This is a genomic window from Hypnocyclicus thermotrophus, assembly GCF_004365575.1.
Classification (GTDB): domain Bacteria; phylum Fusobacteriota; class Fusobacteriia; order Fusobacteriales; family Fusobacteriaceae; genus Hypnocyclicus; species Hypnocyclicus thermotrophus.
Window position 1 is genome coordinate 183,106 of the sequence record NZ_SOBG01000004.1, and the last position, 14,731, is coordinate 197,836.

The following is a 14,731-nucleotide window of genomic DNA, read 5'->3' on the forward strand; positions in this document are numbered from 1 at the left end:
CCCTTTCATTATTACTAATTAACATAAAAATTTTAAATATTTTCTATAATAATTTTATTTTATATAAAATATTAATATTCTAAAAAAAAATTATACAAAATATTTGTTATATTTACATTACTTTTAATATAACTTTTAATTTCTAGCAAAAATTCTAGTTTTTTTAAAGTTTTATTTTTAATTATAAGAATATAAAACATATTTTCTAATATATCTCTATTTTTATCTATCTTACTATTTATCTTTTCTATAAATTCTATTTTTTCTATTTCACTAAAAAAATCTTTATTTTTAATATAATCATCTAAACTTTTCAAAAGTTTAATCTTGTTTTCTAATTTACCATTCTCTATATATTCATCAAGTACTACATCTATATCTTTATAGCTATATATTTCTTCTAAGCTATAATTTCCTTTTTTATATTCTAAAATATCTTCATTATCTCCAATAAAAAAATCAAATATTTCTTTAGATACTTCTAATTCTTCATTATTTAAAGTATTTATTTTTATAGTAATACATCTAGAAAGTATTGTTTTTAATATATTCAAACTATTAGATGTAAGTATAAAGTATGTATTTTTAGGTGGTTCTTCAATTATTTTAAGTATTGCATTTGCTACTTCTTTTCTTGTTTTATGTATATTTTTTATTATAAATACTTTTTTATCTCCTTCATAAGCTGATTCATAACTTTCACTTATCATATCTCTTATTTGTGATATAGATATATTACTATTATCTAATCCTTCTATTATATGAAGATCTGAATATACTTGTTTATCAATATTTATACATACTCTACAACTATCACAATAGTCATGCTCAATCTCATTACATAATATTCCTTTAGAAAAATTAAGAGCAAATTCAAATAAATTTGCTCCCTTAATTCCATGTATTAAATATGTCCCTGATTCTTTATTATTTTTTAATTCATTTTTTATTATCTGTTTTGCTAACTCATTATTCTTAATAGAATCAATTCCCATTATCTTTCTTCCTTTTCTATTTGTCTAAGTACATCTATTTTATCTAATGCCATTCCAGCTCCTATAACTACACTTTCAAGCGCATTTTCTGCAAGATATACAGGAAGTTGAGTGTAATTTGACATAAGTTTTGTAAAGTTTCTTATTAAAGAACCTCCTCCAGTCATAACTATTCCTTTATCTACTATATCCGCGGCAAGTTCAGGTGGAGTTTTTTCAAGTACTGATTTTACATTGTTTACTATTTGCATAAGTGAATCATTAATAGCTTCTAGTACTTCTGTTGAACTTAAGCTAATAGTTTTTGGCAGCCCTGTAATAAGGTCTCTCCCTTTTACGTCTATATATTCTTCTTCTTCTAAAGGAAGTGCTGAACCAATTTTAGTTTTTATATACTCAGCAGTTCTATCTCCTATTAATAAATTATGTACTTTTTTTACATATCTTACTATATCTTCATCAAAGTTATTTCCTGCTATTCTTATAGATTTACTTACTACTGTTCCACCAAGTGCTATAACAGCTATATCGGTAGAACCGCCTCCTATATCTACTATCATACTACCTTCTGCTACTGATATATCTATTCCAGAACCAAGAGCTGCTGCTCTTGCCTCTTCTATAAGATAAGCTCTTTTTGCTCCAGCTGATATAGCTGCTTCAAGTACAGCTCTTTTTTCTACTCCCGTTACTTCTATTGGTACACATATCATTACCTCAGGTGCAAATATATTAAATTTTCCAAATACTTTTTTTATAAAGTATTTTATCATCGCTTCTGTAATATCATAATCAGCTATTACTCCTTCTCTAAGAGGTCTTACCGCTATTATACTATCTGGAGTTTTACCTATCATCTCTTTTGCTTCATGCCCAACTGCAAGTACCTTTTTAGTATCTCTATCAACCGCTACTACTGATGGTTCATTTAATACTATCTTATTTTTTTGTTTATAATATACCAATGTATTAGCAGTCCCAAGGTCTATACCTATACTTTTATTGATATTAAATCCATTTTCAAAAAATTTAAGCAACATCATCACCCTCTAAAATAATTTTTATAATATTTTCTAGTTCTTCTTTATACTCTAATAAATAATATGCTCCAATTAACGCCTCTAATGCAGTGGCGTTTTTATATTCTTTTAATGTACAAGTAGATGGATAAGATTTTATTTTTGAATTTCTAGCTCTTTTAGAATAATCTATTATTTCTTGTAAAAAATCATATTCCCCTTCATTTAAAATTTTTAAATATATTTTACTTTGAAATTTTGCATTTACATATCTTCTCACTATTATATTCAAATCTTTTAAATTTATATTTTTTCTTACAAAATATTCTCTTATATAAAGTTCCCAAATAGAATCACCTAAATAAGCTACAGTAAGTACACCTAGCTCATTTAATTTTTTAAATTCCATGTAGTTTTATCCTTCCCGTCTTTTATTTCTACCCCAAGATTATTTAATTTTTCTCTAATCTTATCTGCTAATTCCCAATTTTTTTCTTTCTTAGCATCTATTCTTATCTCTAATAAAAATTCTATCAAATCTTTAGTTAAATTACTATCAATTTTTTTCTCATATTTTATATCTATTCCCAATACATCTATCATTACTTTTTTTATATAATTTTTTATATTAATAATAGTTTCTTTTCCCTCTTTAGTAATTCCATTATCAAGGTATATATTTATAGATTTCACTAGTTCAAATATGGCTCCAATAGCTTTTGCAGTATTAAAATCTTCATCCATTGATAATTCAAACTTTGCTATACTATTTTCATAAGTTTTTTCTAATTCTACTATATTTTCATCTTGTATATCTTTTATATTTTCTAGTTCTTCATCTATTCTAATAAGAGTATTTTCTATTCTTCTTAAACCTTGTTCCGCCATCTTTAATTCTTCATCACTAAAATCAATTGGCTTTCTATAATGAGAGCTAAGTATAAAAAATCTAAGAATTCTACCTTCATATTTTTCAAGTACTTCTCTTAGAAGAAAAAAATTATTTTTCGATTTTGACATTTTTTCTCCTTTAATATTTATATACCCATTATGCATCCAATATCTAGCAAAATTTCCACCATATCCACATTTTGATTGTGCTATTTCATTTTCATGATGCGGAAATATAAGGTCTTGACCCCCGCCATGTATATCAAAATCTTTTCCTAAAAATTTATAACTCATTACAGAACATTCAAGATGCCATCCTGGTCTACCTTTTCCCCAAGGTGAACCCCAGAATGGCTCTCCCTCTTTTGCTGCTTTCCATAAAGTAAAATCTAATGGATTTTTTTTCTTATCATTTACTTCGATTCTAGCTCCACTTACTAATTCATCTATTTTTTGATGTGATAATTCACCATAATTCTCTTTATATTTTTCTATATCAAAATATACATCTCCTTCAGAAGCATAAGCATAACCTTTTTCTTCTAAATCTTTTACAAGTTTTATCATCTCTTTAATATTCTCTGTTGCTTTAGGTCTTATCATTCCTTCTTCTTTTAAATTTATTTTTGCTGTATCTTCAAAATATGCTGTAATGTATTTTTTTGCAACTTCTTTTACTTCAATTCCTTCTTCGTTAGCTCTATTTATCATTTTATCATCTATATCCGTAAAATTTTGTACATATGTTACTTCATATCCTTTATATTCTAAATATCTTCTAACAGTATCATAAAATACTGCTGGTCTTGCATTTCCAATGTGTATATAATTATAAACTGTAGGTCCACATACATACATTTTTACTTTATTAGGCTCTACTGTTTTAAAATCTTCTAATTTTTGTGTTAATGTATTATATATTTTAATCATTTTTCACCTCATTATCAGTACTATTTCTCTCTTCTGTGCTTCTTATTTTACATGTTTCACATTTTATTCTTTTAGCTAATTCTCTTAAGCTTCTCTCTACTTCATGCATCTCATCTAAAATTGGATCAGGTAAATCCATATGATTTAAATTTGTAATTGTATCTTTTACTTTTTCTCCATTTATTCTTACAATTCTACCTGGTATTCCTACTACTGTAGAATTATCTGGAACATCGCTAAGTACCACAGAATTAGATCCAATATTTACATTATTTCCTACTTTAAATGAACCTAATATTTTTGCTCCTGCTCCAATTACTACATTATTTCCAATAGTTGGATGTCTTTTCCCTTTTTCTTTACCTGTTCCTCCAAGGGTAACTCCTTGATATATAGTAACATCATCACCTATTTCTGCAGTTTCTCCTATTACCACGCCCATACCATGGTCTATAAAAAATCTCTTTCCTATTTTTGCTCCTGGATGTATTTCTATTCCTGTAAAAAATCGACTCATCATAGCTATTAAATTTGCAAAAAATTTCAATTTTCTTTTATATAAAAAATGTGCAATTTTATGCCAAAATATAGCATGTACTCCTGGATAAAGAAGTAAAATACATACACAATTAGTAGCTGCTGGATCTCTATCTTTTATTGATTTTATTGTTTCAAACATATTTTACCTCCTATTTTCTTTCTTGTGTTATTCTATTTAATTCTCTAATAGTTAGGTGAATATCTTCATCTTTTTGAGTTGGTGTATAAATTCTAGCTCTTCTTATTTTTTCTTTTTCTAATTCGATTACTTTAAAATCAATTTCAAAATCATTTAATTTATTTTCAACTTTTCCAAATGGGTCAATCACCATAGAATTTCCAGCAAAATTAATACCATCTTCATATCCTACTCTATGAGAAAATACTACATAACTATTAAACATATCAGCATATGTTTTCAGCATATTTTCCCATGTTAATATATTTGCTGGTTGTTCATTTTGATATTCTCTTGATGGACTATTTGCTAATACAAATATATAGTCTGCTTTATCTTGATTTAATATATACATAGTAGAGCCATGCCATGCATCTTCACATATAAGCATACCTATTCTTCCAAATTTTGTGTCAAATGCTCTTATTTTATCACCTCTAGAAAAATATCTATATTCATCAAACATTCCATATGTTGGTAAATATACTTTTCTATGAGTATGTATAAGTTTACCATCTTCTAAATAAAATGCAGAATTATAAAAATTATGCTCTTTAGTTTCTTCTACTCCACCAAATATTATAGATATTTTTTTACTATACTCTAATAAAATTTTAGGTATTTCTCCATCTTCTACCCATTTCGCTACTACTGGTACCATGTCTTTTAAAAAATATCCTGTAAGTGAAAGCTCAGGAAACACTATAATATCTGCTTTTTTTGATATGGCTTTCTCTATATTTTCTTGTAATATTTCAAGATTTTTTTCTACATCTCCTAAGTATGGTTTTATTTGTGCTAATGCTACTTTTAATTTCATTTTTCTTCCTCTCTATTTTTTATGTTTCTCATATTTATTATATAAATAATAATTAAACATATCTACAAGCGCTTCCCAACTTGCTTTTATTATATTTGTAGATACACCTACTGTACTCCATTCTTCTCCTGTTTCACTATTTTTAGATTCTACAAGTACTCTTACTAATGATTGTGTTGCTTCACTATTTAATATTCTTACTTTATAGTCACTAAGTGTTACTTTTTCAAGTTCTGGATATTCATGTAATAATGCTTTCTTTAATGCTTTTGTAAGAGCATCAACAGGTCCATTTCCTTCAGCAACTGTATAGTATTCATTTCCTTCTATTTCTAATTTTACTGTTCCTTCAGATACTTCTCGAAGTTCATAATTTTCTTCACTTATTATTCTAAAACTTTTTACATTAATAAAGTCTACTTTTTTATTTAATTCTCTTTGAACTAATAATTCAAATGAAGCTTCTGCACCTTCATATTCATACCCTTTATTTACTTTTGATTTTACAGCTTTTATTACTTTTGTAATTTCATTATCATCTAAAATTATATCTAAATCAAACTCTTTTAATTTATATTTTATATTACTTTTTCCAGAAAGATCAGAAATTGATACAACCCTTTTATTTCCAACATTTTCAGGGCTCATATGCTCATAACTTTGGCTATTTTTCATTATAGCACTTACATGTACTCCACCTTTATGAGCAAATGCATTTGTCCCTACAAATGGCATTCTTATTTCATGAGCAAAATTCGATAATTCACTTACATATTTTGATAATTGTGTAAGTTTCGTTATATTATCTCCTAAAATATCATAGTTCATTTTAAGTTGTAAAATAGGTATTATCTCACAAAGATTTGCATTTCCACATCTTTCTCCGTATCCATTTATTGTTCCATGTATTTGCATAGCTCCTGCAAGTATTGATTCTATACTATTTATTGTTGCCATACCAGAATCATTATGAAAATGTACACCTATTTCTGTAGAAATATTTTCTTTTACATCTTTAATTATATCTCTTATTTCTAAGTAATGTTGTCCTCCATTAGTATCAGCTAGTATTATTCTCGTAGCCCCTGCTTTTTCAGCTTCTTTTAATACACTTAAAGCATACCCTTTATTCTTTTTATAACCATCAAAAAAATGCTCTGCTGTAAAAAATACCTCTTTTATTTTTTCTTTTAAGTATTTTACTGACTCATATACTATTTCTAGGTTTTTTTCAAGTGTAATTCCAAATATATCTGTTACATGTAAATCCCATGATTTACCAAATATATTAGCTACATCTGGTTCTATTTCTATTATCGTATTTAAATTTTTATCATCTTCTATTTTATTTTTATAATATGCCGTACTTCCAAAAGCTACAATTTTTGAATGTTTTAACTTATGATTTTTTATTTCTTTGAAAAATTGATAATCTTTTGGATTTGAACTAGGCCATCCACATTCTAAAAAATCTATACCTACATCATCCATTTTTTTCGCTATTTTTATTTTATCTTCAAGTGAAAAATTCACTCCTATCATTTGACTTCCATCTCTTAAAGTAGTGTCGAATATTTCTATTTTCTTCATAAATCCTCCTATTTTGCCAAATAGATAAGATCTTCTTTAGTAGTAATTTTTATATTATCATAGTCTCCTTCAAGTATTTTTACTTTTTCATCTATTTTTTCTACAAGTGAAGAATCATCAGTTCCTAAATATCCTTCATCTTTTGCTTTTTTATATGCTTTTTTTAGAGTTTTTATTCTAAATACTTGTGGAGTCTGTGCAGCTACTAAGCTATTTCTATTTGGCGTATGAATTATAATTCCATTTTCATCGACAACCTTAATAGTATCTTTTACCATTACTCCTATTACTACACCACTTATATCCATATTTTTTTCTAATTCTTTATATGCTTTCTCTATATATTCTTCTTTTATAAATGGACGTACTCCATCTTGTACTGCTACTATTGCATCTTCATCTTCTATTATTTTTAATGCATTATATACAGAATCTTGTCTTTCTTTTCCACCTTGTATTACATTTTTTACTTTTTCTATATTAAATTCTTTTACATAGTCTTTTACTTTCTCTATATATTCTCTATTTGTTACTATAATTATATCTGTTACTAATTTATTTTTTGATATAGTTTCCAAAGTTTTTATAAAAATAGGTTTTTTATTATATTCTAAAAACTGTTTTGGATAATCAAGCTGCATTCTTTTTCCAATTCCAGCAGCTGCCACTATATAATAATATTTCATTTTTTTATTCTCCCAAATATCATTCTACCTGCAGCTGTAGGATATACACTTGTTATTATCAATGTAACTATTTCTCCTACATGATCTCCACCATCTTCAGCTACTACCATAGTTCCATCTTGTAAGTACCCGACAGCTTGACCATCTCTATCACCTTTTTTTATAAGCTCTATAGTTAATTCTTCATTTGGAAGAACTACGAGTTTTAATGAATTTGCTAATTGATTTATATTTAATACTTTTACTCCTTGTATTGTAGCTACTTTATTTAAATTAAAATCAGTAGTTAATACATCTCCTTCAATATCTTTTGCCAATTTTACAAGTTTTGCATCTACTTCTTTTTCTGGATAATCTTTTTCTTCTATTACAATATTATATTCTTTTATTTCTTGTAGTTGTTTTACAAGATCTAGACCTCTTCTTCCTCTAGCTCTTTTCATATTATCACTAGAATCAGATAAAGTTTGTAATTCTTCTAAAACGAATTTAGGTATAACAATATCTCCTTCTAAAAATCCAGAATTCATAATATCTAATATTCTACCATCAATTATTATACTACTGTCTAATATTTTAGCTTTTGCTCCTTTTTCTATTTTTCTTTCTTCTAAAATTTTTTTAATATATTCAACAAAATGAACTATTAAATAACTTAATACAATAGAAAGTACTCCTAATAATATTATTCCTTCTTTGCTATTTGAAAAACCAAATAAAACATAGATAAAAATAATATAGCTAATAATAGTAATAAAAAAAGCTTTTAAATTCATAATCCTAGCCCCTAAACTTTTTTCGTTTAATGGACTTTCACCTCTCTTTCATAATTTTTATTTTTCCTAACTCTTTTTTTATAATAATTCTATTTAATATAGAATAATATAATTAATAAATTACACAAAGCACATAACTTTTAACAAAATAAAATCACTATTTAATTTTAATTCTTTTTCTATTTATAATAAAAATTTATAACATCACCATTTTTAATCTTAGTTGTAAATTCTGCTTCTTTAGAGTTTACAATAATTTTTAATAATTTTCCACTTTCATGATCATTTAATAATGTTTTAGGATCATAATATTTAAATACATCTGATACAAGAGGTAGATTTTCTTCTGGAATATCAAAATCTATTTTATCTCCATCTTTTATTTCTCTATCACTTGACACTACTTTTCCATTTAAAATAATAGATTTTTTCAATTCATCAAAAATTATCTCTTTTTCATTTACAATGACTTTAAATTTGTTATCTGTTTCCTCTAAAATATCTTTTATTTTCATATTTCCTAATTCATTTTTTTCTATTCTTATATTATCTCCGTTTTGAATAATATAATTTGGTGTTATTTCTTCTTCATCTTTATATATTTTTAAACCAGGAATTATCATTTCTAATTCTTTACCATTTAATATAATTTTTATTGTTTTCTCTAAACTTTCAGAAATAACATCTTTTACCATTATTTTATTTAGTATTTCTAACTCATCTCTATCTTGAATAAGATATTTATCATCTAAACTTTTGCCATCTTTTAATATTTTTATATCTATTTCTTTTGTTTTATCATTAAGTTTAAATTTTATTTTATCATATTTCTTTTTTAAGTCTTTTATAGAAACCACTGCATCTCTACCATCACGAATTGGCTTTATCTCTATAGTATCACCATCTTTTATCTCTTTATCAAGACTAGCAAATTTATTATTTACTTTTATTACAGCTCTTTTTCCCATCTCACCTTTAAATATCTCTAATTTCCCATTTATTGTAACTGTTATTGCATTTCCTGGCTTACTATAAAGTAATTTTGTATCATATCCTATTGATAATAATACTTCCATTAAAGACATATGTTTTGTAAAAGAAAATACTCTATGAGATACTTTATTTATAGAAATAGTTAAAATATTAAATTCTTTTCCTTGAAAAGCCATATTTGCTATACCAATAGGGGTTACATATTCTGCTGTACTTAACATATTTTCACTATTTACAAGAGACTTAATTGCTTCAGTTCCTCTTACTGCTACTCTTCCAGCTACAAGTGAAACTTTTTCAGCTATTTTTTCTCTAAGTTTTGGTATAAGAGAACCTCCTCCTATCAAAATTATTGCTTGAGGGGCTCCTTCATTTAATTCTAAAATTTTCTCTGATATTTTTAAACTTAATTTTTCAAGGATAGGATCTATTTTTTCAAAAATTTCTTTTGTTGTTATTTCATATTCTATACCTAATATATCTTGATATTTAACTATTTCATTATCTTTTAAAGATTTTTTTATTCTTTCTGCTTCCTCAAAATCTAATAAATAATCTTCTTCTATTTTTTCTGTAATTTCATCTCCAGCCATAGGTACCATTCCATAACCTACCACTTTCCCAGATTTTGTTATGGCTATATCCGATGTACCTGCTCCAATATCTACAAGCGCTATATTGAGTTTTCTCATATCTTCAGGTACTACTACATTAATTGCGGCAATAGGCTCTAATGTAAGATTTTCTATTCCTAAATCTACTTTATTTAACATTGTATACATACTATCCACTACTACTTTTGGTAAAAATGTAGCTAAAAGTTCTATTTCTAATTCTTCACCTTTTTGATATAATGGATTTTTTATTTCTACTCCATCTAACTTATATTCTATCACACTATAACCTACACAATAATACTCTTTATTATTTTCATTTCCTAATGATTTTATTGTATTTTGGATAGCTAATAATTCTACTGTCAATATATCATCTTCGGATAGTTCTTCACTTGAATCAAAAGATTTTTTAGCTTTTCCTCTAAATGTAATAAGATTACGTCCCGCTACTGCTACTGCTACTTCTTCTATTTTTTCTTTTGTTTTATCTTCCATAGTATCTTTTAATATTTTTACTGTTTTAGCTACTTTTGATATATCATGTATTTGTCCATCAAGCATCGCCCTACTTTCATGCTCTTTAGAAACCATATCTATTATTTTTATTTTATCCTCTTCTGTGTATTCTGCAAGTAAAAGTACTACATTTCTAGTACCTACATCCAGTGCATAAACTTTTTTCAAAATCTAACACCCCTTTTTATTTTAGTGTCACAACTGTACATCCATAACCACCTTGATTTTGGTCTGCTATTTTAAAACTTTCTACAAAACTAGCTGTCCTTAAATATTCATGTACTCCTTTTCTTAATACTCCTGTCCCTTTTCCATGTATTACATACACTTCTTTATATCCATTTAGTATTGCATCATCTAAATATTTCTCAAGATCATATATAGCATCTTCTAACATTTTACCTCGAAGATCTACTTCGGATTTAACATTGGATTTTTTTACATTATTTACTCTAATATATTTTTGCTTATCTATTTGCTCTGATTTTTTTATATCATCATAATTAACCATAAGTTTTAGAATTCCAGCTTGTATTTGAGCTTTTTCTTTATTTGGATAATCTTTGAGTACTATTCCATCTTGATTTAAACTTTTTATAAATACTTTTTCTCCTATTTTTAAATCAAGATTTATTTTAATTTTCTTTTCTATTTTTACATTTTTAGTTTTCTCTTCTCTTATATTTTGACGAAGCATGTTTAAACTTTTTTCCGTTGCTTTTAATTCTTCTTTTTTCAATTCATCTTTTTTTATTTTATCAATTAATGCTTTTGCTTTATTTTGAGCTTCTTTTATCATTTTATCAGCATTTTCATAAGCTTCTTTTAAAATACTATTTTTTTCTTTTTCTAGTTCTATCACTTTTTCTTCATATTCTTTTTTTAATTTTTCCGACTCTTTTTTTAACTCTTCTATCTCTACTTTTGCGTTTTCTATTTCTTCTGTTTTTTCTTTTATATTAGCTATCATATTTTCTACTTTTTTATCTTCTTCACTAATATATTTTTCTGCCCTTTCTATTATTTCTGTTGGTAATCCTAGTCTAGTCGCGATTTTTAGTGCATTACTTTCACCGGGTATTCCAAGTAATAGTCTATAAGTAGGTGATAATGTATTTGCATCAAATTCCATAGAAGCTGTTTCTACATTTTCTTCATTAAATGCATAAGCTTTTACTTCACTATAGTGTGTCGTTATAAATGATTTCACTTTTTTAGACTTTAAATAATCTATTACTGCCATTGCAAAAGCTGAACCTTCAATTGGATCTGTTCCAGAACCTAGTTCATCTAATAATACTAAACTAGATTTATTAATATTTTCTAAAATATCATGTACATTTTTCAAATGTGCTGAAAATGATGATAAACTTTGTTCTATACTTTGTTCATCTCCTATATCAGCATATACTCCTGTAAACATTCCAATTTCAGTTTTTTCATTTACTGGTATCAATATTCCACTAAGTGCCATAAGTGTATGAAGACCTGCGGTCTTTAATGCTACTGTTTTTCCACCTGTATTTGGTCCTGTAATAAGCAATGTATTATAATTTTTTCCTATTTCAAAAGTAAGAGGAACAACTTTATCTTTTTCAATGAATGGATGTCTTGCCTCTATAAGTTTTAAATACTCTTTTTCGATAATTTTTGGCATTATAGCATTTATTTCCAATGCATACCTTGCTTTTGAATAGATAAAATCAATATCTACTATTGCATCAGAAATTTTTAAAATTCCTTCTTTGTTCATTCTAAGCATATCTGTTGTTCTAAGTAAGATTTTTTTTATCTCTTCTCTTTCTCTTACCTGTAATTCTCTCATTTTATTATTTAATGAAACAACTGATAATGGTTCAATAAATACTGTTTGTCCACTAGCTGACCTATCATGTTCTATTCCCTTTATCTGCCCTTTAAAATCAGCTTTTATTGGAATAACCATTCTTCCTTCTCTTTCTGTAATAATTTTTTCTTGTATAGCCTTTGCATTAAGTGGATTAGATATTATATCATCAAATTTATTTTTTATATTAAGTGATATATTTTTCTTTTGCTCTCTAATATTTCTAAGTTCTAAAGAAGCGTCATCTTTCACCTCGCAACTATCATCAATTGCTTTTTCTATAATATCCTCTAATCCTTTATATACAGGAACATCTCTAAATTTCATATAAAGGTTTCTATATTTTGATTCTAAATTTTCTAATTTAGTTTTTACTCTTCTAAATGCTCTAAGAGTCTTTTTAATAGATACAAATTCTTCTGGTATTAAATACGTTCCTATTAATTCTATTCTTTTTATGTATTTTTCAATATCATTTATTCCAGATAAATCAATACCTTCATCATATTTTTCTATTTCTACTACTTCTGATACATATAAAAGTTCTTTTTTTATAACATTAATATCTTTAAATGGTGTAAGTTCTTCTATTTTCAATTTTGTTGTATCTAATATAGAATATTTTATAATTTCCTTTTTCAGTTTGTCATATTCAAGTACATTAAATGTATGAGTATTCATCTTGCCTCCCACATAATAAAATAAATAATTTCTTTTAATTATATCATATAAAATCTAATTTTTCTATTATTAAAACTCTATTCTTTTTTATATTTTTCAATATTTTTTTATTTTTTACAGTTTATTTTTCTTGCTTTTTTTTTAGAGTTATGATAAAATATTATTCGGAATTTCTTTAGGAGGTGAAATTAATGAGAGTATGCGAAGTTACAGGAAAAGGAACTGTTACAGGAAACCAAATTTCTCACTCACATAGAGTTACAAAAAGAATTTGGAAACCAAATTTACAAACTACTAAATTATCTATCAATGGAGTTACTTTAAAAGTTAAAGTTTCAACTAAAGTTTTAAAAACTTTAAAAACTTTAAATGATGCTGAAACTGTAAAATATTTAAAACAAAATAAAAAAACTTTATCTCCAAGATTAGCTGAATTAGTTAAATAATTTAATAAAAAAAGACAGTCGGTGCATAACTGTCTTTTTTTTATTTTTTGAAAATTTCAAAACAACAAAAAATACTATTCTTTTTTTATAAATAATATTTTTTTTATTATAGAATTTTCTTTTTAATAATGATATAATTATAAAAGAATTTATAATGAAAGGGGATTTTTATGAGAATTTTAGTTACTGGTGGTGCTGGTTATATAGGTAGTCATACATGTATTGAGTTACTTAATAAAGGATACGAAATTATTGTTGTTGATAATTTTATCAATAGTAAAATGGAAGCTTTAAATAGAGTTAAAGAAATTACTAATAAAGATTTTAAAATATATAACATTGATATGTGTGATTATAAAAATTTTGAAAAAATATTTATTAATGAAAAAATTGATGGAGTAATCCATTTTGCTGGGCTTAAAGCAGTTGGGGAATCTGTAACTATTCCATTAAAATATTATCAAAATAATTTAATTTCTACATTAAATCTTATTGAATTCATGAAAAAATATAATGTAAATAATTTAGTTTTTAGTTCTTCTGCTACGGTTTATGGCGACCCTGAAATAGTCCCTATTCCTGAAACAGCAAATTTAAATGCAACAAATCCATATGGAAGAACAAAACTTATGATAGAAGATATTCTTAGAGATTTTTCTTTAGCTAATAAAGATTTTAATGTCGCTTTACTTAGATATTTCAATCCTATTGGTGCTCATAAAAGTGGAAAAATTGGCGAAGATCCTAACGGCATTCCTAATAATTTGCTGCCATATATTTCTCAAGTTGCCATAGGAAAATTAAAAAAATTAAGAGTTTTTGGAAATGATTACGATACTATAGACGGTACAGGTGTTAGAGATTATATACATGTTGTCGATTTAGCTCTAGGTCATATAAAAGCTATTGAAAAATTAATTACTAATCCTGGTTTAGTTACATATAATTTAGGAACTGGTAATGGTACTAGTGTTCTTGAAATGATAAAATCATTTGAAAAAGCTAGTGGTATAAAAATTGATTATGAAATTGTTAATAGACGTCCTGGAGATATTGCTAGCTGTTATGCTGATCCTACAAAAGCTAAAATAGATCTCAATTGGGAAGCACATTATAATATAGATGATATGTGTAGAGATACTTGGAATTGGCAAAAAAATAACCCAAATGGATATAATTAATTTAATATAAAATAAATATTTTAATA

At 25.9% G+C, this 14,731-nt stretch carries 12 protein-coding genes and 1 pseudogene; 2 read left to right on the forward strand and 11 right to left on the reverse strand.

Annotated features, from left to right (window positions below):
* Positions 1-71 precede the first annotated feature (71 nt).
* From EV215_RS05670 to EV215_RS05720, 11 genes and pseudogenes are all read right to left on the reverse strand, one after another.
* Positions 72-995 carry a DNA polymerase III subunit gene (locus EV215_RS05670; protein WP_134113032.1) on the reverse strand — a complete coding sequence of 308 codons (924 nt, stop codon included), beginning with the start codon at positions 993-995 and terminating at the stop codon, positions 72-74.
* Entirely contained in the window at positions 995-2,038 is a 1,044-nt protein-coding gene (locus EV215_RS05675) for a rod shape-determining protein (protein WP_306767449.1), read from the reverse strand. Before EV215_RS05675 ends, EV215_RS05670 begins: the two co-directional genes overlap by 1 nt.
* Positions 2,025-2,423, reverse strand: a complete 399-nt coding sequence (locus EV215_RS05680) for a ribonuclease III domain-containing protein (protein WP_134113034.1) — start codon at positions 2,421-2,423, stop codon at positions 2,025-2,027. The genes EV215_RS05675 and EV215_RS05680 overlap by 14 nt, the downstream gene beginning before the upstream one ends.
* Positions 2,405-3,835 (reverse strand): cysteine--tRNA ligase, encoded by a 1,431-nt coding sequence (cysS, locus tag EV215_RS05685; RefSeq protein ID WP_134113035.1) that lies wholly within the window; start codon positions 3,833-3,835, stop codon positions 2,405-2,407. Before cysS ends, EV215_RS05680 begins: the two co-directional genes overlap by 19 nt.
* A 187-nt stretch (positions 3,836-4,022) precedes the next feature.
* Positions 4,023-4,514 (reverse strand): annotated as a pseudogene (gene cysE / locus EV215_RS05690) (serine O-acetyltransferase); the annotation flags it as partial.
* Between the two features lie 10 nt (positions 4,515-4,524).
* The gene (locus tag EV215_RS05695; protein ID WP_134113037.1) at positions 4,525-5,373 is read right to left on the reverse strand and encodes a nitrilase-related carbon-nitrogen hydrolase; all 849 of its coding nucleotides are present in this window, start codon (positions 5,371-5,373) and stop codon (positions 4,525-4,527) included.
* Between the two features lie 12 nt (positions 5,374-5,385).
* Positions 5,386-6,963, reverse strand: a complete 1,578-nt coding sequence (gene cimA, locus EV215_RS05700) for a citramalate synthase (RefSeq protein WP_134113038.1) — start codon at positions 6,961-6,963, stop codon at positions 5,386-5,388.
* A gap of 8 nt (positions 6,964-6,971) precedes the next feature.
* Complete coding sequence (gene ispD, locus EV215_RS05705; RefSeq protein ID WP_134113039.1) at positions 6,972-7,649, reverse strand: 2-C-methyl-D-erythritol 4-phosphate cytidylyltransferase; 678 nt, start codon at positions 7,647-7,649, stop codon at positions 6,972-6,974.
* A complete protein-coding gene (locus tag EV215_RS05710) occupies positions 7,646-8,425 on the reverse strand; it encodes a PIN/TRAM domain-containing protein (RefSeq protein WP_134113040.1) in 780 nt (259 codons plus the stop codon). Before EV215_RS05710 ends, ispD begins: the two co-directional genes overlap by 4 nt.
* 179 nt (positions 8,426-8,604) lie before the next feature.
* Complete coding sequence (locus EV215_RS05715; protein ID WP_134113041.1) at positions 8,605-10,719, reverse strand: cell division protein FtsA; 2,115 nt, start codon at positions 10,717-10,719, stop codon at positions 8,605-8,607.
* Positions 10,720-10,735: 16 nt separating this feature from the next.
* Entirely contained in the window at positions 10,736-13,078 is a 2,343-nt protein-coding gene (locus tag EV215_RS05720) for an endonuclease MutS2 (RefSeq protein WP_134113042.1), read from the reverse strand.
* Between the two features lie 191 nt (positions 13,079-13,269).
* On the opposite strand from EV215_RS05720, the gene rpmB reads away from it, so the two are divergent.
* Positions 13,270-13,524, forward strand: a complete 255-nt coding sequence (rpmB, locus tag EV215_RS05725) for a 50S ribosomal protein L28 (RefSeq protein WP_134113043.1) — start codon at positions 13,270-13,272, stop codon at positions 13,522-13,524.
* A 170-nt stretch (positions 13,525-13,694) separates the two neighbouring features.
* Positions 13,695-14,705: a UDP-glucose 4-epimerase GalE gene (galE, locus tag EV215_RS05730; RefSeq protein ID WP_134113044.1), complete on the forward strand. Its 1,011-nt coding sequence runs from the start codon at positions 13,695-13,697 to the stop codon at positions 14,703-14,705.
* The last annotated feature ends 26 nt before the right edge of the window (positions 14,706-14,731 follow it).

Coding starts and splice junctions, on each gene's coding strand:
- EV215_RS05670 (WP_134113032.1), bottom strand. CDS start 995: ATGGGAATTGATTCTATTAAGAATAATGAGTTAGCAAAACAGATAATA.
- EV215_RS05675 (WP_306767449.1), bottom strand. CDS start 2,038: ATGATGTTGCTTAAATTTTTTGAAAATGGATTTAATATCAATAAAAGT.
- EV215_RS05680 (WP_134113034.1), bottom strand. CDS start 2,423: ATGGAATTTAAAAAATTAAATGAGCTAGGTGTACTTACTGTAGCTTAT.
- cysS (WP_134113035.1), bottom strand. CDS start 3,835: ATGATTAAAATATATAATACATTAACACAAAAATTAGAAGATTTTAAA.
- EV215_RS05695 (WP_134113037.1), bottom strand. CDS start 5,373: ATGAAATTAAAAGTAGCATTAGCACAAATAAAACCATACTTAGGAGAT.
- cimA (WP_134113038.1), bottom strand. CDS start 6,963: ATGAAGAAAATAGAAATATTCGACACTACTTTAAGAGATGGAAGTCAA.
- ispD (WP_134113039.1), bottom strand. CDS start 7,649: ATGAAATATTATTATATAGTGGCAGCTGCTGGAATTGGAAAAAGAATG.
- EV215_RS05710 (WP_134113040.1), bottom strand. CDS start 8,425: ATGAATTTAAAAGCTTTTTTTATTACTATTATTAGCTATATTATTTTT.
- EV215_RS05720 (WP_134113042.1), bottom strand. CDS start 13,078: ATGAATACTCATACATTTAATGTACTTGAATATGACAAACTGAAAAAG.
- rpmB (WP_134113043.1), top strand. CDS start 13,270: ATGAGAGTATGCGAAGTTACAGGAAAAGGAACTGTTACAGGAAACCAA.
- galE (WP_134113044.1), top strand. CDS start 13,695: ATGAGAATTTTAGTTACTGGTGGTGCTGGTTATATAGGTAGTCATACA.